The sequence below is a fragment of the Xanthomonas axonopodis pv. maculifoliigardeniae genome (assembly GCF_041519315.1).
Classification (GTDB): domain Bacteria; phylum Pseudomonadota; class Gammaproteobacteria; order Xanthomonadales; family Xanthomonadaceae; genus Xanthomonas; species Xanthomonas euvesicatoria.
In genome coordinates this window covers 1,758,839-1,782,234 of the sequence record NZ_CP167998.1, presented here as the reverse complement: position 1 = coordinate 1,782,234, position 23,396 = coordinate 1,758,839, and the positions used below count along the sequence as shown (strand labels likewise).

At 64.4% G+C, this 23,396-nt stretch carries 19 protein-coding genes and 1 tRNA gene; 12 read left to right on the top strand and 8 right to left on the bottom strand.

The annotated features are described in order from the left end of the window. Together ACDH77_RS07805 and nth are read left to right on the top strand one after the other, a co-directional pair. Complete coding sequence (locus ACDH77_RS07805; RefSeq protein ID WP_029819134.1) at window positions 1–381, top strand: hypothetical protein; 381 nt, start codon at window positions 1–3, stop codon at window positions 379–381. Beyond that, window positions 378–1,088 (top strand): endonuclease III, encoded by a 711-nt coding sequence (gene nth, locus ACDH77_RS07800; RefSeq protein ID WP_029819133.1) that lies wholly within the window; start codon window positions 378–380, stop codon window positions 1,086–1,088. The genes ACDH77_RS07805 and nth overlap by 4 nt, the downstream gene beginning before the upstream one ends. Window positions 1,089–1,310: 222 nt before the next feature. Here nth and ACDH77_RS07795 read toward each other — a convergent pair whose 3' ends face one another. The 3 genes from ACDH77_RS07795 to ACDH77_RS07785 form a co-directional block, all read right to left on the bottom strand. Continuing rightward, window positions 1,311–2,879 carry a SulP family inorganic anion transporter gene (locus ACDH77_RS07795; protein ID WP_008572157.1) on the bottom strand — a complete coding sequence of 523 codons (1,569 nt, stop codon included), beginning with the start codon at window positions 2,877–2,879 and terminating at the stop codon, window positions 1,311–1,313. 11 nt (window positions 2,880–2,890) lie between these two features. Beyond that, window positions 2,891–3,571 (bottom strand): carbonic anhydrase, encoded by a 681-nt coding sequence (locus ACDH77_RS07790; RefSeq protein ID WP_008572158.1) that lies wholly within the window; start codon window positions 3,569–3,571, stop codon window positions 2,891–2,893. Between the two features lie 114 nt (window positions 3,572–3,685). After that, a complete protein-coding gene (locus ACDH77_RS07785; RefSeq protein WP_014089829.1) occupies window positions 3,686–4,006 on the bottom strand; it encodes a hypothetical protein in 321 nt (106 codons plus the stop codon). A gap of 337 nt (window positions 4,007–4,343) precedes the next feature. Between ACDH77_RS07785 and ACDH77_RS07780 the strand changes: the two genes are divergently transcribed. The 9 genes from ACDH77_RS07780 (at window position 4,344) to rnt (ending at window position 13,307) form a co-directional block, all read left to right on the top strand. Further along, entirely contained in the window at window positions 4,344–5,594 is a 1,251-nt protein-coding gene (locus ACDH77_RS07780; RefSeq protein ID WP_008572160.1) for an OprO/OprP family phosphate-selective porin, read from the top strand. Between the two features lie 190 nt (window positions 5,595–5,784). Beyond that, a complete protein-coding gene (pstS, locus tag ACDH77_RS07775; protein WP_008572161.1) occupies window positions 5,785–6,804 on the top strand; it encodes a phosphate ABC transporter substrate-binding protein PstS in 1,020 nt (339 codons plus the stop codon). Between the two features lie 346 nt (window positions 6,805–7,150). Then, on the top strand, window positions 7,151–8,242 hold the full coding sequence (gene pstS, locus ACDH77_RS07770) for a phosphate ABC transporter substrate-binding protein PstS (protein ID WP_008572162.1): 1,092 nt from the start codon (window positions 7,151–7,153) through the stop codon (window positions 8,240–8,242). Between the two features lie 112 nt (window positions 8,243–8,354). Beyond that, window positions 8,355–9,329: a phosphate ABC transporter permease subunit PstC gene (gene pstC, locus ACDH77_RS07765; RefSeq protein WP_003487154.1), complete on the top strand. Its 975-nt coding sequence runs from the start codon at window positions 8,355–8,357 to the stop codon at window positions 9,327–9,329. Further along, the gene (pstA, locus tag ACDH77_RS07760; RefSeq protein ID WP_008572164.1) at window positions 9,329–10,198 is read left to right on the top strand and encodes a phosphate ABC transporter permease PstA; all 870 of its coding nucleotides are present in this window, start codon (window positions 9,329–9,331) and stop codon (window positions 10,196–10,198) included. Before pstC ends, pstA begins: the two co-directional genes overlap by 1 nt. 22 nt (window positions 10,199–10,220) lie before the next feature. Then, on the top strand, window positions 10,221–11,051 hold the full coding sequence (gene pstB, locus ACDH77_RS07755) for a phosphate ABC transporter ATP-binding protein PstB (RefSeq protein ID WP_005913798.1): 831 nt from the start codon (window positions 10,221–10,223) through the stop codon (window positions 11,049–11,051). Window positions 11,052–11,179: 128 nt separating this feature from the next. Further along, on the top strand, window positions 11,180–11,890 hold the full coding sequence (gene phoU / locus ACDH77_RS07750; protein WP_008572166.1) for a phosphate signaling complex protein PhoU: 711 nt from the start codon (window positions 11,180–11,182) through the stop codon (window positions 11,888–11,890). A 110-nt stretch (window positions 11,891–12,000) separates the two neighbouring features. Next, window positions 12,001–12,408 (top strand): RcnB family protein, encoded by a 408-nt coding sequence (locus tag ACDH77_RS07745; protein ID WP_011346994.1) that lies wholly within the window; start codon window positions 12,001–12,003, stop codon window positions 12,406–12,408. A 257-nt stretch (window positions 12,409–12,665) separates the two neighbouring features. Then, a complete protein-coding gene (gene rnt, locus ACDH77_RS07740; RefSeq protein WP_008572178.1) occupies window positions 12,666–13,307 on the top strand; it encodes a ribonuclease T in 642 nt (213 codons plus the stop codon). A 232-nt stretch (window positions 13,308–13,539) separates the two neighbouring features. Here the strand turns inward: rnt and ACDH77_RS07735 are convergent, their stop codons facing one another. The 4 genes from ACDH77_RS07735 to rnr all read right to left on the bottom strand — a co-directional run bounded on the left by ACDH77_RS07735 (window position 13,540) and on the right by rnr (window position 21,170). Continuing rightward, on the bottom strand, window positions 13,540–16,575 hold the full coding sequence (locus ACDH77_RS07735) for a diguanylate cyclase domain-containing protein (protein WP_372353811.1): 3,036 nt from the start codon (window positions 16,573–16,575) through the stop codon (window positions 13,540–13,542). 261 nt (window positions 16,576–16,836) lie between these two features. Then, window positions 16,837–17,586 carry a 23S rRNA (guanosine(2251)-2'-O)-methyltransferase RlmB gene (gene rlmB / locus ACDH77_RS07730; RefSeq protein ID WP_011346992.1) on the bottom strand — a complete coding sequence of 250 codons (750 nt, stop codon included), beginning with the start codon at window positions 17,584–17,586 and terminating at the stop codon, window positions 16,837–16,839. Window positions 17,587–17,894: 308 nt separating this feature from the next. After that, entirely contained in the window at window positions 17,895–18,368 is a 474-nt protein-coding gene (locus ACDH77_RS07725) for a GFA family protein (RefSeq protein ID WP_033837274.1), read from the bottom strand. A 273-nt stretch (window positions 18,369–18,641) separates the two neighbouring features. Then, the gene (gene rnr / locus ACDH77_RS07720) at window positions 18,642–21,170 is read right to left on the bottom strand and encodes a ribonuclease R (protein WP_031421995.1); all 2,529 of its coding nucleotides are present in this window, start codon (window positions 21,168–21,170) and stop codon (window positions 18,642–18,644) included. 121 nt (window positions 21,171–21,291) lie between these two features. On the opposite strand from rnr, the gene ACDH77_RS07715 reads away from it, so the two are divergent. Beyond that, window positions 21,292–21,378: transfer RNA gene (locus tag ACDH77_RS07715), tRNA-Leu, on the top strand. A 346-nt stretch (window positions 21,379–21,724) separates the two neighbouring features. On the opposite strand, the gene ACDH77_RS07710 is transcribed toward ACDH77_RS07715, so the two are convergent. Next, entirely contained in the window at window positions 21,725–23,248 is a 1,524-nt protein-coding gene (locus ACDH77_RS07710; protein ID WP_008576546.1) for a platelet-activating factor acetylhydrolase IB subunit, read from the bottom strand. Window positions 23,249–23,396 lie beyond the last annotated feature (148 nt).

Sequence of the window (23,396 nt, the reverse complement as noted above, 5' to 3'; positions counted from 1 at the left end):
ATGACGCTCGAGCTCATTCCGGCATCGCGTCCGTTGCCGCTGCGGTTGTTTGATTGTGTGCAGGCCGACGACATGGATCGTGCGCTGGCACTCGGCTTGATGGCGTATCTGCCCGACCCGCAGCACGATACGCTGGACGCCGACTGCCCGCAGGTCTGTGCCACGTTGCTCAGCGCGCAACGCCGTCTACAAGACGCCTGGGCCGCGCGCGAACGCTACCGCGCGCGCTCGGCGCGCCTGCAACGGCGCGCCGCCGAACGCGATGCGCGCAGGGCGCCCGCCCCGGCGCCCAGCCAACCGGCAACGCCCGCACTGCCGCCGCTGGCCGCTGCCATCCTGGCGCGCGCGAAGGCGAAAGCCGCTGGCGGAGCGCAGCCATGAACACACCCCAGGCAATGGTACCGGCGCGTCGTGGCAGCAGCATGCGCAAGCCCGAGATACAGGAGATGTTCGAGCGCCTGCGCGAACTCAATCCGCACCCCACCACCGAGCTGGAATACACCACCCCATTCGAGTTATTGATCGCGGTGCTGCTGTCGGCGCAAGCCACCGATGTCGGCGTCAACAAGGCGACCCGCAAGCTCTATCCGGTGGCCAACACCCCACGCGACATTCTCGATCTCGGCGAGGAGGGCCTGAAGCGGTATATCTCCACCATCGGCCTGTTCAACGCCAAGGCCAAGAACGTCATCGCCACCTGCCGCATCCTGCTGGAGCGCTATGGCGGCGAGGTGCCGCATGATCGCGCCGCGCTGGAAGCGCTGCCCGGCGTGGGCCGCAAGACCGCAAATGTGGTGCTCAACACCGCCTTCGGCGAGCCCGCCATGGCCGTGGACACGCATATCTTTCGCGTTTCCAACCGCACCGGTCTTGCGCCAGGCAAGGACGTGCGCGCGGTCGAAGACAAGTTGATCAAGGTGATCCCGGCCGAGTTTCTACACGATGCGCATCACTGGCTGATCCTGCACGGACGCTACGTCTGCAAGGCACGCAAGCCGGATTGCCCGGGCTGCGTGATCCACGATCTATGCCGCTACCGCGACAAGACGCCACCGGCGCCTGAGCGGCAAACAAAAACCAAGAATTGAGGCAGCAGTGGCGCCGGAGCAACGGCGCAACCGCGCAACCTGATCCCACTCAGCAAACCACAAGGTCGCAGGCTTTCACGAATCCCGACTCCCGAATCCCGAATCCCGACTCCCCACTCCCCCAAAAAAAAAATCGTGACCGGATGATGCGTCTTTCGGCGCCATGCATCACCCGATCACGATGGGGGTCACCCGGCGCGAACGCCGGGCGTTTACAACACTTTACGCAGCTTTCGCTTGCTCGACGCGCTGTTCCACCAGCACGCCATCCACTGTGGGCTGGCCTTCGACACGTCGATCCAGCTCCTTCCAGTCCACCACCAGTTCGCAGCCGCGTGAGGCCGCATTGCGGCTCCAGTCGCGCAACAACTCGATGCAGGCATGATCGACGTGGTGCAGCTTGGCCACATCCAGATGCAGCGCAGTGTTCGGCGGCACGCTTTCCAGCGTACGTGCCATGGCCGGCACCTTCAGGAAGGTGGCCGAACCCTGGAGGGTCAGATGCATTTCGTCCTTCTTGTCGGCGTGCTCGCGCACCTCGACCTTCAGACGCGACGAATGCAGTGCCAGACGGAACAGCGACAGACCGAAGCCGATCAGCACGCCGGTCAGCAGGTCGGTGGCCACGATCGCGAAGGTGGTCGCCAGGTAGATCGCGGCCGTTCCGCGGCCATAGGTCGCCAGTTCCTTGACCTGCCCGATCTTGATCATCTTCACGCCGGTATAGACCAGGATGCCGGCCAGACAGGCCACCGGCGTCATCCGCAGCAGCCACGGCAACAGCATGGCGAACACCAGCAGCCAGCTGCCGTGCAGGATGGTCGATGCACGCGTTGCCGCACCGGCCTGCACGTTGGCCGCGCTGCGCACGATCACCCCGGTCATCGGCAATGCACCCAGGAAACCGCAGAGCATATTGCCCACGCCCTGCGCCGCCAGCTCACGGTCGTACTGCGTCCGCGCCCCCTGATGCATGCGGTCCACCGCCGCCGCCGACAGCAAGGTCTCGGCGCTGGCGATGAAAGCGAAGGTCACTGCCGAGACCAGCAAGGTGTGGTTGAACACGCCGAAGATGTCGGAAATGCTGGGGATGCTGATCGCAGAGAACAGATTGGTCGGGACATCGACCTTGTTGACGTTCAAGCCCTGCAACTGCACGGTCGCGGTGACAACCACCACCGCGATCAATGCACCCGGCAAAAACCGCAGGCGCTGAGGGCGCAGTTTGTCCCAGGCCAGGATGATACCGATCGTCGCCAGACCCACGAACAGCGCATTACGGCCGGTCCCCTCGCTGATGGCCTGCCACAACACGCCAGGCAATGCAGCGAAGTTTTCCAGACCGCGGGCCTTGGGCGCGGCATCCATCAAGACGTGCGCCTGCGAGGCCACGATCAGGATGCCGATGCCCGACAACATGCCGGCCACCACGGCCGGCGATGTCATCCGGAACCAGACGCCTGCGCGGCACAGACCGGCAATCAGCTGAATTGCGCCGGCCACCAAGATCACCGGCCCGAGCGCAACAGCGCCGTGCTCCCGCACCAGTTCGAACACCAACACAGCCAGGCCGGCGGCCGGCCCGCTCACCTGCAGCGGAGAACCCGCCAGAAAGCCGACGACCAGACCACCCACGATGCCGGTGATCAGGCCCGCGGCGGGCGGCATGCCGGATGCGATCGCGATACCCATGCACAGCGGCAGCGCGACAAGGAAGACCACCACGGACGCCAATAAATCACGCCCAAACAGTCCCTGGCGGAAATATCCGCCGATACCTGATGTGTTCATGGCAGGCTCCGTCAGGCGAGTTCAGCGCGCACGACTTGTTGCAGTCGCGGGCGTGGAGTGGCTTCGGGGGTGCTTTCGGCCAGCAGTGGCCGGAAGCCACCCTTCTCGGCATCGAAGGCGCGGATCTCCCCGTGCGCGATATCGTAGATCCAGCCGTGGATGCGCAACGTGCCCGCCGCCAGGCGCGCTGCCACCACCGGCTGCGTGCGCAGGTGGTCCAACTGCGAGACCACGTTCTCTTCGGTCATGCAGTTCAGCGCTTCATGGCTCTGCGGATCGTGCCCGTGATGCGCGGTGACATGGCGCGCCGCATCGGTGTGCTTGAGCCACGCTGCCACGGAGGGCACGTCTTCCAGCGACTCCGGCTTGAGCACGGCCTTCATCGCGCCGCAGTCGGTGTGCCCGCAGATCACGATGTGGCGCACGCCCAGCACTGCGATGGCGTATTCGATCGCTGCCACCACGCCACTGACATGTTGCGAGTACGGCGGCACCACATTGCCGATATTGCGATAGACGAACAATTCGCCTGGCTGTGCGGAGAAGATCAGCTCCGGCATGACGCGCGAGTCTGCGCAGGTGATGAACAGCGTGTGCGGGCTCTGGCCGCCTGCCAGTTCCTGAAAGCGCGCACTCTGACGCGGATAGACTTCTTTACGGAAATGGCGAAAACCTTCTAGCAAACTTTCCATGGGAGATTCCTCTAGGCAACGAATAGCCATCCGCGGCGCAAACCGCGAATTGCAAGACAAACAAATCAATTGGGAATCCGGCGCGGAATGCACCGGGTGCAGCGACAGCGGGGATCAGCCAAGCAGTGCGTTTGGAGGGCGCAGCTGTGGGATCAGGTCGCGTTTTTGATTTGCCGGCGCGTGATGCGCGTGCCAAGAGGGGGAATACCGCGCCAGCATCGGCCATGCTTGGGAGAGCAAGGGGATATCGTCTGCAGGCTGTGTGTCGACTTGGCTCTGTGTATCGCCGTCGTCCTGCGGATCTTCTGCTGCATCGCGTTCTTCGCCAGCATCCACCATTACCGCCAGGCCGTCGCCCACGAACGCATGATGCATGCGCGCGTGCGCATTGGCTGCCGACCACGCGGAAAGCGCGAGCAGGCAGACCAACAGCATTTGGAGGAATCGAGGAAACATGGCCTCGAAGCTAACAATTTTGACGCCGCGTATGCAAGTGGTGCGCCGCACAAACTGACGCATGTGTTCAGGCTGACATAGCGCCAGTTCAGCCCGTCAGCGCCACAGCTGGGAAATTCAAGGCGTTGAGGTTGGCACCGAGTACTGTCATAAAACAGCGCCGTTCAGTTTTTTGACACACACTGACATAGTTGAAACGCACGTAAACTCTTGTCTTTATTGGCAAAAATGACGTATTACGTTTCTGTTGTTTTGTCACATTAACGCAACCTTCACACCCCAGCCTGCGCCCACTTTCTCAGGTCGCAAGGCATCTATGAAACTCGCTCCCACCCTGCTTGGTTCCGCGCTGCTGCTGGCACTGGCCGCCCCTGCAGCACACGCCGAGATCGCCATCGATGTAATCGGTGGTTCGGAAATCTCGCTGGAAGGCCTGGTCCAGGCCGACGGCAACTGGTTCCACAACGATGTGCAGGACCTCAATGGCCCGATCGGTGCCAATGGCGACAATTCCGAGTTCAGCATCCGGCGCGCCGAGCTGGTCCTCAAGGGCAAGGGCCCGGGCAACTTCGAATGGGTCGCCGGCTATGACCCGAGCGTGCTGAAGGAGGTCACCATCCGTGGCACCACCATTCGCAGCACGGGCCGCTTCCTGGATAACAACATCAAGTACAAGTTCGGCGGCAACGCGAACAATTACCTGCAGATCGGCCAGTTCAAGCAGCCCAACAGCCTGGAAGAACTGTCCAGCACCAAGAACAACGACTTCGTCTCCAAGGCGTCGGTGACCAACACCTATGGCATCTCGCGCCGGTTGGGCGTGGCCTATGGCATGGGCGACAACAATTGGAGCGTGACCGCCAGTGCATTCGGCCGCGAGCTGACCCGTAACCAGGCGCACGGCAACGGCTATGGCGCGCGCGGCACCTGGGCACCGATCAACGAGACTGGCAACGTGCTGCACTTCGGCCTGAGCTACCTGGCCTACGACACCGACGACGACACCTTGCGCCTGCGCGCACGCCCCGACGCCGACCTGACCACCGTTCGCCTGATCGACAGCGGCGCCATCACCAATGTGGACAACGTTGGCGTGGCCGGTGCCGAGGCGATGTGGATCACCGGGCCGTTCAAGCTGCAGAGCGAGTACTTCCAGGAAAACGCCAACCGCATCGGTGCCAATGCGCACGACTATAAGAGCGACGGCTGGTACGTGAGCGGCGTCTGGAACCTCACCGGCGAAACCTGGGGCTACAAGGCTGGCGTGCCGACCACCCCGCTGCCCAACGAGCCGGCATCGGGCATGTGGCAGCTGGCGGTGCGCTACGACACCCTGGACCTCAACGATGGCCACCTGGTCGCCAACGGCAACACACCGTTCGTCGATGGCGTGCTGGGCGGCAAGATGAACATCTGGACGGTCGGCGCCAATTGGTACTGGCGCTCGAACTTCAAGTTCGCCCTCGACTACGCCAAGGTCGACAGCACCCGCTACAACAGCACCACCCGCGGCCTGGTCGACGATAACCCGTCGATCATCGAAGCACGCGCGCAGTTCTACTGGTAAGTGCGTCGCTGCCGCGTGCGATCGGTCGAGCGCACGCGGTGGCAGCGCCGCCACTTCCTGCCGGCCTGAACATCCGACGGCGCAACGCCGTCATCGCCCTGTCATTTCCCAGACACCGCATGGTCATGCCATTGCCCTGCAATGGCACCACGGCGGGACGTCCTCATCCCTTCGCTACAGGAGCTGTTCCGTGATCCACTCCTTCAAGACCCGTCTGGCCGTCGGCGTACTCGCCGCCTCGCTGGCACTGTGTGCCCAGGCTGCCGATGTCACCGGTGCCGGTGCGTCGTTCATCTATCCGGTGATGTCCAAGTGGTCGGCCGACTACAACGCCGCCACCAAGAAGCAGGTCAACTACCAATCGATCGGTTCGGGCGGCGGTATTGCCCAAATCAAGGCGGCCAGCGTGGACTTCGGCTCGTCCGATGCCCCGCTCAAGCCGGAAGAATTGGCCGCTGCCGGCCTGGCGCAGTTTCCCTCGGTGATCGGCGGCGTGGTGCCGGTGGTCAACGTTCCGGGCGTCGCCGCCGGTACGCTCAAGCTGGACGGCAAGACGCTGGGCGACATCTTCCTGGGCAAGGTCAGCACCTGGAACGACCCGGCCATCGCTGCGCTCAACCCGGGCATGAAACTGCCGGAAGGCAAGATCACCGTGGTGCACCGCTCCGACGGTTCGGGCACCAGCTTCAACTTCACCAACTACCTGTCCAAGGTCAACCCGGACTGGAAGAGCAAGGTTGGCGAAGGGACTGCCGTGCAGTGGCCGACCGGCATCGGCGGCAAGGGCAACGAGGGCGTGGCCGCCTACGTGAAGCAGATCAAGGGCGGCATCGGCTATGTCGAGTTGTCGTACGCGCTGCAGAACAAGATGGCCTACACCGCAATGAAGAACGCGGCCGGCAAGTTCGTGCAACCGTCGGATGAAACCTTCGCCGCCGCGGCCAACAGTGCCGACTGGGGCACGGCCAAGGACTTCTATCTGGTGATGACCAACGCCGCTGGCGATAACGCCTGGCCGATCACGGCGACCAATTTCATTCTGGTGCAGAAAAAGCCGAAGAACCCGGCTGGCCTGAAGAACACGCTGGACTTCTTCCGCTGGGTCTACACCAAGGGCGATGCGCAGGCCAAGCAGTTGGACTACGTGCCGCTGCCGGACACGCTGGTCACTCAGATCGAGGCGTATTGGGCCAAGAATCTGCCGCACTAAGGACGGCGCAGCCTCTGGTGCAGCGCCAAGGTGGGCAAGCCATGCCTTGAACGGCATGGGCGGTTGTCTGGTCCATGCCGGCGACCTGCAGGGCCGCCTGAAATGGCAACTAGGTGCCCCGCACCGAGGCTCGGCAGCCAGCACGAAAACGCGTAAAGGAACGACGCCGTCTCTCTCCCCGGCGTCGGCCCGGGACGCGGATCCCGGAGGGTGCCACTCCCTCCGCGGTCCGCGTCCTTTTTTTGTGATGCGTTGGCCAGAAGGCACTGTCATGCAGGTGTAACAAAAACATCATTTCATAGTGTGGTCTGCCGGAGACACCGGCCAATCCAGCCTCGGAGCTTCCATGAAATTGCAGTCGGCCAGCCTGACCGCCCTGTCCCTCACCATCGCCCTCGCCCTGGCCGCGTGCTCGCCCGGCAAGGACGCGCAGTCCGCAGACGCCGCAAAGGGCGCGCCGACCGCAGGCGCCACCGCCAGCGACAGCAAGGGCGCTGAAATTTCCGGCGCCGGTGCGTCCTTCATCTATCCGCTGGTGTCCAAGTGGTCGGCCGACTACAACGCCGCCACCGGCAACAAGGTCAACTATCAGTCGATCGGCTCCGGCGGCGGTATTGCGCAGATCAAGGCCGGCACCGTGGATTTCGGCTCGACCGACAAACCGCTGGACAGCACGGAACTGCAACAGGCTGGCCTGGGCCAGTTCCCGTCCGCCATCGGCGGCGTGGTGCCGGTGGTGAATCTGGAAGGCATCGCGCCGGGCAAGCTGCGCCTGACCGGCGCCCTGCTGGGCGATATCTTCCTGGGCAAGGTCACCATGTGGAACGATGCGGCCATTGTGGCGGCCAACCCGGGCGTGACCCTGCCGGCCACCAAGATCAATCTTGTGCATCGCTCGGATGGTTCGGGCACCACCTTCAACTTCTCCAACTACCTGTCCAAGGTCAGCCCGGAGTGGAAGAGCAAGGTCGGCGAAGGCACCTCGGTGCAGTGGCCGGGCGGCGTGGGTGGCAAGGGCAACGAAGGCGTTGCCTCGTATGTGCAGCAGATCAAGGGGTCGATCGGTTACGTCGAGCTGGCCTACGCCCTGCAGAACAAGATGCCGTACACCTCGCTGCAGAACGCGGCCGGCCAGTGGGTCGAGCCGAACGCGGAAAGCTTTGCCGCCGCCGCTGCCAGCGCCGACTGGGCCAACGCCCGTGACTTCAACCTGGTGATCACCAATGCGCCGGGCGAGAAGGCGTGGCCGATCACCGCGACCAACTTCATGTTGATGCACAAGCAGTCCAAGGACGCCGCGCGCAGCAAGGCGACGCTGGACTTCTTCAAGTGGGCGCTGGAAAACGGCCAGGCCCAGGCCAGCGAATTGCACTACGTGCCGCTGCCGCCGGAGCTGGTGAAGCAGATCGAAGCCTATTGGGGCAGCGAGTTCAAGTAATGCCCTGCACCCGCCCATGCGGCGGGCTGCGCTGCGGCGAGGTACCTGAAGGTGCCTCGCCGTTCCTGCTGTCTCACGCTCCCGCCATTGCGCGGGTGACGAGTCCAATCGAATGAATGCCACCGCCATTCCCGAAGCGATGACCGCGCCACGCGGCCGCGACCTGCGCGACGCACGTGCCGATCGCCTGTTCAAGCTTGCGCTGGCCGCTACGGTCGTTTTCGTCCTGTTGGCGCTCGGCAGCGCGGCACTGTCGATGCTGTGGGGCGGACGCCATGCCTTGCAGATGCAGGGCCTGAGTTTCTTCTATTCGGCCGACTGGAATCCGGTCGAAAACAAATACGGTGCGCTGGCACCGATCTACGGCACCCTGGTCACCGCGGTGATCGCGATGCTGATTGCGGTGCCGGTGAGTTTCGGTATCGCGTTCTTTCTGACCGAAGTGGCACCACGCTGGCTGCGTGGCCCGGTGGGCACTGCCATCGAACTGCTGGCCGGCATCCCGTCGATCATCTACGGCATGTGGGGCCTGTTCGTGCTGGTGCCGGTGATGACCGAACATGTCACGCCATGGCTCAACGATCATCTCGGCACGCTGCCGCTGATCGGCCCATTGTTCCAGGGCCCGCCGTTGGGCATCGGCCTGCTGACCGCCGGCTTCGTGCTGGCGATCATGGTGATTCCCTTCATCTCTTCGGTCATGCGCGAAGTGTTTTTGACCGTGCCCACGCGCTTGAAGGAATCGGCATACGCACTGGGCTCGACCAAGTGGGAAGTGAGCTGGGACATCGTGCTGCCCTACACCCGCTCGGCGGTGATCGGCGGCGTGTTCCTGGGTTTGGGGCGTGCGCTGGGCGAAACCATGGCAGTGGCGTTCGTGGTCGGTAACACGGTGCGCCTGTCGCCGTCGCTGCTGGAGCCTGGCACCACCATCGCGGCGTTGATCGCCAACGATTTCGGCGAAGCCACTGAAACCTACCGGTCGGCATTGCTGCTGCTGGGCTTCGTGTTGTTCATCGTGACCTTCATCGTGCTGGCCATCGCACGCTTCATGCTGATGCAGCTGTCGCGTCGGGAGGGCAACTGATGTCCGCCGCTTCGGTGTCGCAATCGCTGTACAACCGCCGCCGGGTCGTCAACGCCATTGCGTTGCTGCTCTCCTGCGTCACTGCGTTGTTTGGTTTGTTCTTCCTGGCCTGGATCCTGTGGACGCTGGTGTCCAAGGGAGTCCCGGGCATCGACCTCAACCTGTTTACCAAGATGACGCCGCCGCCGATGCAGGAAGGCGGCCTGCTCAACGCCTTCTTCGGCAGTGCGGTGATGTGCGGGCTGGCGCTGGCCATCGGCACGCCGCTGGGCATCGCCGCAGGCACCTGGCTCGCGGAGTACGGCAATGCGCGCAAGGCCGGCGTGGTGGTGCGCTTCGTCAACGACATCCTGTTGTCGGCGCCCTCGATCGTGCTGGGCCTGTTCGTCTACACCTTGTACGTGATGCAGACCGGTGGGCGCTTTTCGGCATTCGCCGGCGCACTGTCGCTGGCCTTCATCGTGCTGCCGGTAGTGGTGCGTACCACCGACGAAATGCTGCGATTGGTGCCGGCGCAGATGCGTGAAGCCGCATTGTCGTTGGGCATTCCGCAGTGGAAAGTCACCGTGCAGGTGCTGTACCGCAGCGCCTCGGCAGGCATCGTCACCGGCGTGCTGCTGGCACTGGCGCGCATCAGCGGCGAAACCGCACCGCTGCTGTTCACCGCATTCGGCAACCAGTACTGGAACAGCAACATCTTCCAGCCGATGGCCAGCGTGCCGGTGATCATGAATCAATTCGCCGGCAGCCCGTACGACACCTGGCAAACGCTGGCCTGGGCCGGCGCGCTGGTACTGACCGTGTTCGTGTTGCTGGTGAGCCTGGGTGCGCGTGCCCTGCTCTTGCGCAACAAGATTTCCAATGACTGACCTTTCCCTCCGGACACCCGACATGAACGATCTCCAAAACGCCAAGCCGATGCATCGCATCGCTGTTCCGGCCGCCACGGGGGCGCCGACGGCGCAGGCGCCGGTGAAGGTGGCCGCACGCAATCTGGATTTCTATTACGACAAGTACCACGCGCTCAAGAGCATCAACATCGAGATTCCCGAAAAGCGCGTCACCGCGTTGATCGGTCCCTCCGGCTGCGGCAAGTCGACCTTGCTGCGCATCTTCAACCGCATCTATGCGCTGTATCCGAAGATGGAAGCGCGCGGCGAGGTGTTGCTGGACAACGAAAACATCCTGTCGCCGAAGTACCCGATGAACCGCCTGCGCAGCAAGGTGGGCATGGTGTTCCAGAAGCCGGTGCCGTTTCCGATGACCATCTTCGAAAACGTGGCCTACGGCATCCGCCACCACGAAAAGCTGTCCAAGGCCGACATGCAGAACCGCGTCGAGCAGGCCTTGCGCCAGGGCGCGCTGTGGGACGAGGTGAAGGACAAGCTGGGGCAGAGCGCGCTGGGGCTGTCCGGTGGCCAGCAGCAGCGCCTGTGCATCGCACGTGCGGTGGCGCTACGCCCGGATGTGCTGTTGCTGGACGAACCGACGTCCGCGCTGGACCCGATTTCCACCAGCCGCATCGAACAGTTGGTGGAAGAGCTCAAGCGCGACTACACCATCGTGATCGTCACCCACAACATGCAGCAGGCCGCGCGCGTGTCCGACTATACCGCCTTCATGTACCTGGGCGACCTGATCGAGCATGACCGCACCGAAACCATTTTTTCGCAGCCATCCAAGCAACAGACCGAGGACTACATCACCGGCCGCTTCGGTTGATGTAAGGCGCGCCAGCGCAACGCCGCATTGACGCAGTTCCGCCGCACCGCCCGGCACGACATTTGCATCATCTGCCATGTCGCCAAGGTTACGGCGGACATCCACCACTGCCACGAATCGAGACCACGATGAACCAGCACCTCAACGACCATATCGTCAAAAGCTACGACGAGGAGCAGCACCGTCTTGTCGCCGAGATCGTGCGCATGGGCGAGACGGCGGTGGCGCAGCTGGAAGCCGCGCTGGATGTGGTGGAGCGTCGTGATGACAACGCCGCGCACCGCATCGTGGTCAACGACGAGGCGATCGACGCACTGGAGCATGCGATCAGCCACGACGTGATGCGGCTTGCATTGCGCGGCCCGATGGCGCGCGATCTGCGTGAAATTCTTGCAGGCCTGCGGATTCCGGCCGATATCGAACGTATCGGCGATTACGCGGCCAACGTGGCCAAGCGCTCGATCGCGCTCAATTCCGCACCGCCGCTGCCGCAGACCGTGGGCCTGCGCGCGCTTGGCCAGATGGCGGCCGATGCCGTGCGCGAAGCCGTACAGGCGTATCGCAACAAGGATGCCGATGCGGCGATCCGTGTCCGCGACGAAGATGCACGCCTGGATGCGCAGTACACCGCGTTGTTCCGCGAGCTGCTCACCTACATGATGGAAGACCCGCGCAATATCACCCCGTGTACGCATCTGCTGTTCATGGCAAAGAATCTGGAACGCATTGGCGACCACGCCACCAACATCGCCGAGAACGTGTGGTTCCTGGTGCATGGCGAGCAGCCCTTGCCTCCGCGCGTGAAGCGCGACGACACCAGCAGCACCGGCGTCATCTAGACCGCGGCAGCGTGGCCGTAAGGCGCCGCAAGGCCTTCTCATTACGTATTCAGCTTGAAACTTCTACGGTGCAGCTGCACAGGCATTTCCTGTGACCCAGGAGTCCGCTGATGAAACGTTTCGTTGGATCCTTCATGGCCTTGACGCTGCTGACCTCTGGCGCAGCGTTTGCAGCACCGCAGCAGCACGAGCTGGATCACGACCGTGACCGCAATGCGCAGCGTCACGACGACCATGGTCCTGACCGCCATGACGATCACCGCGACGACAGGCATGACGACAGGCGCGACGATCGCCGCAACGCGCATCACGAGGATCATCGCAACGAGCGCCGCGGCCCGCCGTATCGCCGCGGCGAGCGGCTGGCACCGGACCATCGTGGTAGTCGCGTTGCCGACTACCACAAGCACCATCTCAAGCCGCCGCCGCGCGGGCACGAATGGCGTCGCGTGGATAACACCTACGTGCTGATCGCAGTGGCCACCGGGCTGATTACCAGCGTCGTCGCGGGTCGCTAAGGGCTCGCTCACCGTGTCGTTAGGGAGGCCCGGTCCGTGGCAACGCGGATCGGGCCTTTTCATTTCGGTGTATGGCGACTGTCGCTGTGTGGTCTGCAGTCGCCCGGTTCGGGGAAGACGCTCGCAGACAGTGGGCCGGCAATGCACGCCGACGCCACTCGAGTGGCCGTGCACCCAATCGTCGGGGCGTCGCTGCCGCCGGTGTGGGCGTGCCAGCCTGCAGCCAGGGCAGAGCCCGGCGTGCGACCTGCTAGGCTATGCGGATGAACGAACCGGTCGATGCACAGCCTGCACCCTCTTTTTTGCCGATGTCGCGCCGCTTTCGTGGCTATCTGCCCGTGGTGGTGGACGTAGAAACCGGCGGGTTCGACTGGAACAAGCACGCACTGCTGGAGATCGCCTGCGTGCCGATCGAGATGGATACCGACGGACGCTTCTTTCCCGGCGAGACCGCCAGCGCGCACCTGGTGCCGGCGCCCGGGCTGGAGATCGACCCGAAGTCGCTGGAAATCACCGGTATCGTGCTCGACCACCCGTTCCGCTTCGCGAAACAGGAAAAGGACGCGCTGGACCATGTGTTCGCGCCGGTGCGCGCAGCGGTGAAGAAATACGGCTGCCAGCGCGCAATCCTGGTCGGCCACAACGCCCACTTCGATCTGAATTTTCTCAACGCCGCCGTGGCGCGCGTGGGCCACAAACGCAACCCGTTTCATCCTTTCAGCGTGTTCGACACGGTGACGTTGGCTGGCGTGGCCTATGGCCAGACGGTGCTGGCACGCGCCGCCCAGGCCGCCGGCCTGGACTGGAATGCCGCCGACGCCCACAGCGCGGTCTACGACACCGAACAGACCGCACGCCTGTTCTGCAAGATCGCCAACGCCTGGCCCGGGCCGGTGTGAGGACGGGATTCGGGATTGGGCATTCGGGATTGGCAAAAGCGTCGTGGTTTCTGGATTGAAGCGGCCAATCGCGTACGTTTACCAAGCACGAGCCGCAACCGTTTGATCACGACGCAGCACTGCTGCCTGCTGCCGTACCCTCATCTGCCCTTCTGGGCACCTTCTCGTGCAGGAGAAGGAACGCCTGCGCTGCCGTTGCCAATCCCAAATCCCGATTCCCGAATCCCGGCGTCTAACCCACACAGATCCGATCGCGACCGGCGCTCTTGGCCTCGTACAAGGCGTGATCGGCGCGCTGCATCAGCGACGAGCCGGTGTCGTCGTCGCGCAGCGCGGCAACACCGGCGCTGAAGGTCACCTGCAAGCCCTCGACGCTGGCCCAGTTGTGACGGGCGTGGAAGAGCGCGCGGATGCGCAGGCAAAGCGCCTGTGCCTCGTCCAGCGTGGTGTCGGCCAATAGCAGCGCGAATTCTTCGCCGCCCAGGCGTGCCGGCAGATCCGAGGCGCGCGCGGCCGCCGTCAGGAGCACTCCCACCTCGTGCAGGACCGCATCGCCGCTGGCGTGCGAATAATGGTCGTTGATGCGCTTGAAGTGATCGATATCCAGAATCGCCAGCACCAGCGTCCGCCCACTGCGCCGTGCACGGCTGATATCGCGCGCCAGCGCTTCGTCGAAATGGCGACGGTTGGGTAGCCCGGTCAATGCATCTTCGTGCGCCTGACGCTCGAACACATCGGACTTGATGCGCAAACGCGTCAATAGCTCGCTCTTTTCCTGATTGGCCTGCAGCAAGCGCTGCGCCTGCCGTTGCAGGTCTTCGGTGCGCTTGCGCACCAGCTCGGCCAGGCGCGCGTTATGGGTCTTGTAGCGATGCAGCAACACCCGATACAGCAGGGCCAGCAGCAAGAGCGCCCCCAGCGCCGCGGCAAAGCGCACATCCTGGCGTTGCCACCACAGCGGCAATACCTCGAACGCCCACACCGCTTCGTGCGGGCTCCATGCCCCGCCCGGATGGCGCGCAGCCACGTGCAGACGATATCGGCCCGGCGGCAGGCCGATGAATTCCACGCTGCGCTGCCGGCCGCGTTCGGTCCAGGTGTTGTCCAGGCCTTCCAGCCGGGTGCGGTACTCGATTCGCTCCGGCAGCAGAAAGCTCATGCCGACGTAGGACACGTTCAAGCGATGCCCGCCAGCCAGTTGTGCGCGCTGGCGCCACACCAACGGGCGGCCATCCTGCTGCACGTTCTCGATCACTGCCGGCGGCGGGCGACGTTCGCGAAAGCGCTGCAGACGTGAGGGGTCGACCATGCTTACCCCGCCAGCTGTCACCACCCACACCATGCCGTCGGCACGCCGCAGCAGGCTGGGGCCGGAACTGCCGTTGGCCTGTGCATTGCCCATGCCATCGATCTCGCCATAGCGTTCGATCGCGAGCGTGCCGCGCCCATCGGCAACTGCATCGAGCGTCTTGAATTCGGTACGCAGCACGCCGCGATTGCTGCTGATCCACGCATTGCCAAGCCGGTCTTGGACAAGCTGGAACACCGTGTCGACCGGCATCCCCTGCTCCAGACCTACGCGTGCGAGAACGCCATTGCGCTCGCGATACAACCCGCGGTCGGTCGCGATCCACATGGCATCGCCGATGGCCTGAAAACCGAATACGCTGCGCGCGCCGCCCAGTTGCTCAAGATTCAACTGGCGCAGCTTGCCGTTGCGTAGCACTGCCGCACCATCGACCGAACCGATCCACACCGCGCCATCGACGTTGGCCAATGCGGTCACCACGCTGGCAGGCAAGCCGTCGATCGCCAACGGCGTGCGCTTGCCCTCCACCAGCTGCACCACGCCACGCTGGGTTGCCAGCCATACCGTCTCGTGGTCGTCGATCACGATCGCGCGGATATGCCCGCCGGGAATGCCCTCGGCCTCGCCGTAATGGCGCAGCACGCGCCCGGCGCGCAACACGAAGACACCATCGGCATAGGTGCCTACCCAAAGATCGCCGTGCCGGTCCAGCGCCAGGCTGAGCACCGAAAGGCGTCGCCCCGATGGTGTGGCCACCGGCACCGCCACGATGCGCCCGTCCGGCAGCATCCGGTCCAGGCCGGCGGTTCCGGCGATCCACAGGCTGCCGTCGCGGTCTTCCAACAAGGCGCGGCTGTAGTCGCCGCTTAATCCATCGCGCTGGCTGTAGCGACTGAACAGTGTCTCGCGCAGCCGGAACAGACCGCCATTTGCGCCGACCCAGATGCTGCCTTCGGCGTCCTCGCGCAGACTGACGATGCGCCCGGTCGGCAGGCTGCGACCGGCCGGCAGATGCTCCACGCCGTACGGCCCGATCCGCAGCAGCCCCTGGTTTTCGCTGCCCAGCCACAGGTCGCCATTGCGATCCTGCAGCATCGCGGTGAAGTGACCCTGCCCCGGCACCCGATGCATCAGCTCGGCGCGCTCGCCCTGCAGGCGATACAGCTGATCTCCCGCAACCACCCACACCGTGCCGTCCGTTGCGCGATACGGCCATGCCAACCCCGGCGGAAACCCGAATGCGGCCGGCGCGCGGTGCATGCGCCCATCCGGTTCGCGGTAGATCAATCCATCGAAGGTGCCGATCAACAAGCGCCCCTGCGCATCGACCACCATGCGCGGAAAACTGCTTTGCAGCGGCGCGTCATCGCGCGGCGGGAAATAGTCGAAGCGCCCATCCGGCCACAGGCAGCCCAGCCCGTGCCCTTCGAACAACAGCCACATGCGGCCTTCGGCATCCATGGTCATGGCATGGATCAACGCCTGCGGCCATTGCCCTTGCCGCTGCCACTGTCGCCATTGCCCGTCGGCACCATGCCGGACCAGATTGCCGCGCGCATCGCTCAGCCACAGCGCGCCATCGCGATCAACATACAGCGCGCCGACGCCGTTATCGGGCAGCCCAGGGCGCGTGCTGCGGTCGATCACGCTGAATTCCAGCCCGTTGTAGCGCACCAACCCTTCCCAGGTCGCGAACCACAGATACCCGTCGCGGGTCTGGGCGATGTCGCGCAAGGAGTTGTGCGGCAGCCCGTTGCGCGAACTCCAGCTATCGATGGCGTAATCGCGCAAGCGTGCCGTGCCGGCCGGTGAGGCAGTCGCAACAAGCGAACACAGCGCCAACAACAGGCAGGCGCCGACACCGAGCCAGCGCGGCTGCCGTCTATGTTTTCGTCGTGCTGACGCCTGGACGCCGCAACTGCTCTCGCCTGTTTGCCAGGCGCCCACCCCATCGTTCATCACACACAACGCGCCGTTCGCTGGCGATATGGTAGGTAAAAACGTCGCGCTGCGTTCGACGGTGGCTGCGCATGCCTGGAAAGCCTTGCTGCACCTCCCTGCGCGTGCGCCAGTCAACGCCTCGCGAACCGCATCTGCGCGGAACATTGCGCAGATGCCCATCGGCAATGCAACGATCAAGCGTTGGCGCTGCTGTGCATCGCGTAACGCGCGTGGGTTACGCAGGCCGGCACGCCTGCGCTCGCGCCTGCATGCGGGCCGTTAGGTGCCCAGGCGCTGGCGCACGGCCTCGAACAGGGTCACACCGGTGGCGACCGACACATTGAGGCTTTCAATTTCGCCGGGCATCGGGATCTTGACCAGGCCGTCGCAATGCTCGCGGGTGAGACGGCGCAGGCCATCGGCCTCGCCACCCAGCACCAGCCCGACATTGCCGCGCAGATCCACGCTGTACAACGAAGCCTCTGCTTCGCCGGCCAAGCCATACAGCCACACACCCTGCTTCTGCAGGTCGCGCAGGCAGCGCGCCAGGTTGGTCACCGCCACCACCGGAATGCGGTCGGCCGCACCGGCGGAGGTCTTGCGCACGGTGGCGTTCACCGTGGCCGACTTGTCCTTGGGAATCACCACTGCGGTGACCCCGGCCGCTGCCGCACTGCGCAGGCATGCGCCAAGGTTGTGCGGGTCCTGCACGCCATCGAGGATCAGCACCAGCGCGCGCCCTTCGGCGGCCTCGACCAACCCTTCCAGCTCGTTCTCGGCCCACAGCCGCGCGGCGGCATAGCGTGCGGCCACGCCCTGGTGGCGTACCTGCCCACCCACACCGTCCAGTGCCTGGGTATTGACCCGGCGGACGTCGATGCCCTTGCGGCGCGCCTGTTCTTCGATCTCGGTCAGGCGCGGGTTCTTGCTGCCGGCCTCGATCAACACCTCGCGCACGTTGTCGGCGTCGTTCTCGACGGACGAGGCGACAGCATTGACGCCGACGATCCACTGGTTCTGCTTGCTCATTGCGGGCATACGAAGAGGTAAAGGGGAATGGTAGGGCCTGCGGCCTGTCACGTCACGGCCGGTGCGTGGAGCCCGGCGATGCCAACGACGCGATGCGGCGATGGCACTGGTGCTGGACGCGCAGCGCCCGGGGCCAATGGCGCACGCCTGCATTGACCGCACGCTCACCGCGCACCCCATCGTGTCGATGGATGCCTGCCAGATGGCGCACTGGCGCGTGTTGCCGCGGCCAGTGACGGCCGCGAGCGAGGTGACGCCATTGCTGCTCGCATGCCGCGATCAGCAGCACAACAAACCAAAGCCTTTTCTCACGCCGGCCAATGCGCAGTGTCGTGATCGGGATGTTGTCGCGACACCACGCTGGCCAAAAAAGCCTCCGCGGCGGCATCGTCTTCGGGTGGACGCGTAGGCAGCTGCGCCAGGCCATCGACGAAGGGCAGTTTGCGATCCAGTCCATATTGGATATGCGGCGGCAACTGCTCGGGCGTGTCGAAGGCACCCGCCGCAACTGCCACGCCGTCGGGTGCCTCATACGTCAATGGCGTGCCGCATTCGGCGCAAAAACCGCGCTGCACGACGTTCGACGATGCAAAGCGCTTGGGCTCGCCACGGGTCCAGCGAAACTCGGTGCCTCGCACAGACACCAACGGCGCGTAATACGCGCCGAATGCCTTCTGACACATGCGGCAGTGGCAGATCGAAGCATCCACCAACGCACCACGCACATGAAACCGCACCGCCCCGCACTGGCAGCCACCGCTGTATTCGCTTGAAGTGTCCATGCCCTGCTCCGCGTCAGTCTGTTACGGACATCATTGCAGACCCACTCGCCTGCAACAGCCCACCGGCCTCTCTCACAGCGAATAACACGACTGCGATCACTGCCACGCGGATGCGGCCAATCGTGGAAGTTGCCGCGAACCGCCGGCGCGCCGCAGTTCATCAGCCCCGTCTGTACCCGCCCGACGACCCACGCTTCATTTTAGTGGCTGCTTGTCACCACCACCTCGCGTGGCGGGCTGCCAGTTCGGCCGCCCGCAGCGCCGTCCTGCAACTCAGTACGGCTTCTTCTTGCGCTTGGTCGGCTTCTCGCGTGGCGGCAGCGGCGCTTCGGGCGCTGCGCCATTTTCGTCGGCCAGGCGGAAGTCGATCTTGCGCTCTTCCATGCTGGCCTTGAGCACCAGCACGCGCACCGGGTCGCCGAGGCGGAACTCGCGACCACGGCGCTCGCCGCTGAGCGTCTTGCGAATCGGATCGAACTGGTAATAGTCCTGCGGCAGCTGCGTGACGTGCACCAGGCCGTTGACCTTGGACTGCGTCAACTCCACGAACAGGCCAAATCCCGTCACACCGCTGATCACGCCATCGAACTGGCCACCGACGTGCTTTTCCATCCACGCGGCGCGGTAGCGCTCGTCCACTTCGCGCTCGGCTTCATCGGCACGCCGTCCGCGCTCGGAGCATTGCAATGCCAGCGCCGCCATCTGACGCGGGGTATAGATGAATGTCTGCGGGCTGGCGCCGGTCAACGCATGCTTGATTGCGCGGTGTACCAGCAGATCCGGGTAACGCCGAATCGGCGAGGTGAAATGCGCGTATGCCTCCAACGCCAGACCGAAATGGCCGTTGTTCTCCGGCGAATACACCGCCAGGCTCTGGCTGCGCAGCAACACCGATTCCAGCAACGCCGCATCCGGGCGCGCGCGCACTTTCTTCAGCAACTTGGTGTAATCGCCGGGGCGCACCTTGCTCCATGCCGGCAAGCTCAGCTGGAACTCCTTGAGGAACTCCAGCAGGTCTTCGTACTTGCTCTCCGGCGGGCGCTCATGCACACGGTAAGGCGCAGGCACATGCACGCTCAGCAGATAGCGCGCCGCCTCGACGTTGGCGGCGATCATGCATTCTTCGATGAGCTTGTGGGCATCGTTGCGCACCAGCATGCCGGCCTGGGTGACTTCGCCGGTGTTGTCGAGCACGAAGCGCACTTCGGAGGTTTCGAACTCGATCGCCCCGCGCTGCGTGCGTGCCTTCGACAGCACGTGATACAGCTGATGCAGGCGCTGCACCTGCGGCAGCAGCGGGCCGATGAAGGCCTTGGTGTCCGCATCGTCTTCGCCCACCGCCTTCCAGACCTGGTTATAGGTCAGGCGTGCGTGCGAATTCATCACCGCTTCGTAGAAACGCGAGCCGGTCACTTCACCATCGCGTCCCACCTGCATGTCGCAGACGAAACACATGCGGTCGACCTTGGGCATCAGCGAGCAGATACCGTTGGACAGCGTTTCCGGCAGCATCGGCACCACGAAGCCGGGGAAATACACCGAGGTGGCGCGCTTTTGCGCTTCGTCGTCCAGCGGCGTCCCGGGACGCACGTAATTGGACACATCGGCGATTGCCACCACCAGACGGAAGCCGTCGACATTGGGTTCGCAATACACCGCGTCGTCGAAATCCTTGGCGTCTTCGCCATCGATGGTGACCAGTGGCATCTGCCGCAGGTCCACGCGCCCGCCGATCATCTGCGGCTCGACCACCAACGGCACGGCCGCCGCTTCGTCCAGCACTTCCTGCGGAAATTCGTGCGGCAATTCATGGCCGTGGATGGCCATTTCGACGACCAGCGACGGCGTCAGCTTGTCGCCCAGTACCGCGATGATCTTGCCGATCGCCGGGCGGCGCGCGTCCGGCGGCGCGATCAGTTCGCAGACCACCAATTGGCCTTCGCGTGCCTCGCCGATACCGTCCGGGGCAATCTGCACATTGCGCTGGATGCGCTTGTCGTCGGGGTCGACGTAAGCCACACCGTGCTCATAGAAAAAGCGCCCCAGCATGCGCGACATGCCACGCTCGAGCACGCGTGCAATGGCACCTTCGCGACGGCCGCGACGGTCGATGCCGGTGACATTGGCGAGCGCGCGGTCGCCATGCATGACCTTGCGCATTTCGAACGGCGGCAGGAACAGGTCGTCGCCGCCCTCGTCGGGCTTGAGGAAACCGAAGCCCTCCGGATTGGCGATGACCACGCCGGCGATCAGGCTGGTCTGCTGCACCGGCGCGTAGCCACCGCGGCGGTTCTGCACCAGTTGCGCTTCGCGCACCATTGCGGCCAGGCGCTTGCCCAGCGCATCGATGCGGTCGCTCAGATTGAGCTGCTCGGCAATTTCTTCGGCGGTCTGCGGACCGTCGCAGGCTTCAAGCAATTGCAGGATGGCCTCGCGGCTGGCGATCGGCTCGGCATACCGAAGAGCCTCGCGCTCGGCATGCGGATCCTTGAATTCGGCAGTCGCAGGCGCGGTGGTCTGGAAGCGTTCCGGCGGCGGCGCAGACGGCCCACTCTTGCGCGGATGCGGAGCGCGCGGCGCAGGCGGCGCGGCCGCCGGCTGTGACGAGGCTTTGGAGGGGTTGGATGCTTTGTCGGCAGCGCGCTTGTTGGCGGACTTGGTCGATGCGCCGGCTGCGGCGCGGACCAGGAAGTCTGGCATCCAGCCCGGCAACTTCTGCTGTTCGGCAGTGCTGGAATCGCCTGCGCCGGTGGATTTGCGGCGACTCGGCCGATCGGAATCTGGGGTTTTTTTCTTTGTCATTGCTTACATGGTACTGCGTGGCGCGGCGGGATGGGCAGCAAGGCCGGCGCGACCGCCGACGATTGCCGCATGGAACCCATTGACAAGCCGGCCGGGGGCCTGCAAAATTCGCGGCTCACCTGCCCAGGTGGCGGAATTGGTAGACGCACTAGCTTCAGGTGCTAGCGGGGGCAACTTCGTGGAGGTTCGAGTCCTCTTCTGGGCACCAGTTTAAAAAGACCTCCGAGCAATCGGGGGTCTTCTGGTTTCTGGGGTTCGAAAATGCAGTGCGCTGCACTCGATCGCCGCGCCCTCGCCGGCAGCCCGGCCCTAGCTCGCTCTTTCGGCGTTGGAAACGGCAGACCAGCTCATGCCGGGCCTCGCCCGGGACGCAGATGGCCTCGCTTGAGCCCGTTGGCCATCATCACGTTCCACGCCGGAGCGTGGCCCCGCGCACTCCTGAAAACCAAACGCGACTGCCGACCCGCGCGACGCGCCAGCGCGCGGGCGGCCGCACGTCCCCCCCTTACCCTCCGCGCTCGCTTTTGGATGAACGCGCTCGCGTGCCGCCACCGTTACGGCGCAGCGGTAATGCCCGCCTCGCGCAGCGCCTGCGCCCAGATGCGGTAGCCGGACTCGCTGGGATGGGTGCCATCGGGCATCAGCGCTTCGGGCAACGTGCCGTCGGGCTGCAGCATCTTGGGGCCGATATCGACCAACTGCACCGCCGGATCCTTGGCATAGCGCGCGACCAGCATCCGGTTTGTCTCGGCGATCGGCGCGCGCCGTGCATCGTCGGGGTTGCGGCCACGCGGCATGATCGCCATCAGGATCAGCTTGCTGTTGGGCAGGCGACGGCGCACCTCGCTCACCACCGCCTGCACACCCAACGCCGCTTCAGCCGGGGTGCTGGCGCGCGATTGCGCGGTGCCGCTGAGATTGTTGGTGCCGATATGCAGCACCACCCAGCGCGGGTCCAGACCATCGAGTTCGCCCTGCCGGATGCGCCACAGCACATTTTGCGTGCGGTCCCAACCGAATCCCAGATTCAGGACCGGCCGCGTGCCATACAACCATTGCCATGATTCGGGGCCACTGACGCGCGTGGCCTGCGGCAGCCCAGACCAGAAATGCGTGATCGAGTCGCCGATCATCACCACCTCCGGCTTCAGGCTGCGCGCGACGGCCAGCGCTGCGTGGTGGCGTGCGTACCAGTCGTAGGAATCCTGCTCCAGCCAGTCGACCGGCATCAGCGAGGTCGCCGCGTCACGGCCGAGTTCGGCCACCGGCTTGACCGGTGGCTCGCCCAACAGCCGCGCCAGCGTGGGCTCGATCGCTTCGGCCAGCATGCGCTGCCCCCGCGTGTCCGGATGCAAGGCACCGGCCGCCGGACGGAACCGGGTGTCGTAAAACAGATCGGTGCGGAGTTTGCCGTCGCGCTGGAAGACCGAGCTCACATCCAGATAGGTCACGCGTGGGTTGTCGCCGTAACGCACGGCCAGGCCCTGATTGATCTGCGCATCGCGCCGCGATTTTTCGCTGGAGAGATCGCTGGGCAACACGCTCAGCAGCAGGATGTGCGTGCGCGGCAGCTTCTGCTCGATCGCCGCGACCACCGCATCGATACCGAGTTGGGTCTGTTCGGCGGTTTGACCGAGATGGCCGGTGTTATTGGTGCCGATCAGCACCAGCGCGACCTTCGGCTGCAACCCGTCGACTTCGCCATTGGCCAGCCGCCACAGCACGTTTTCGGTGCCGTCGCCACTGAAACCCAGGTTCAGCGCACCGCGGCTGCCGTAGAAGGTTTGCCAGGTCGGTCGGAAGTCTTCGTCCGGCGCCTTGGCTTTCTCGTAGTTTTGAGTGATCGAATCGCCGATCAGCAGCAATTTGGTATCCGGGTGCTGCTTGACCTGCTCCAGCACCTGCGCATGCCGCTGCGCCCACCAGGACTCGCGCAGACGATCGGTTGGCACGATCGAAGGCGGCGAGGTTTGCGCGCCTGCCGTCGTGCAGAACAGCAGCAGCCCCCAGCACCACAGGGTATGCGCAAAGCCGGAGCGTGAAACACGGGACGAAGCAGCGTGCGAAGACTGGGACATGCGCGCACCAGACACGGGAGAAGCGTCGATTGTGGTCCGCGCATGCAACGCAGGACAACCCTTGGCATAGCCGCCCTTGATGATCACAACGCACTGCCGCGATCACTCCGTCGTTGCCGCGTTGCTGCGGCAATTCTGAGGGAATCAC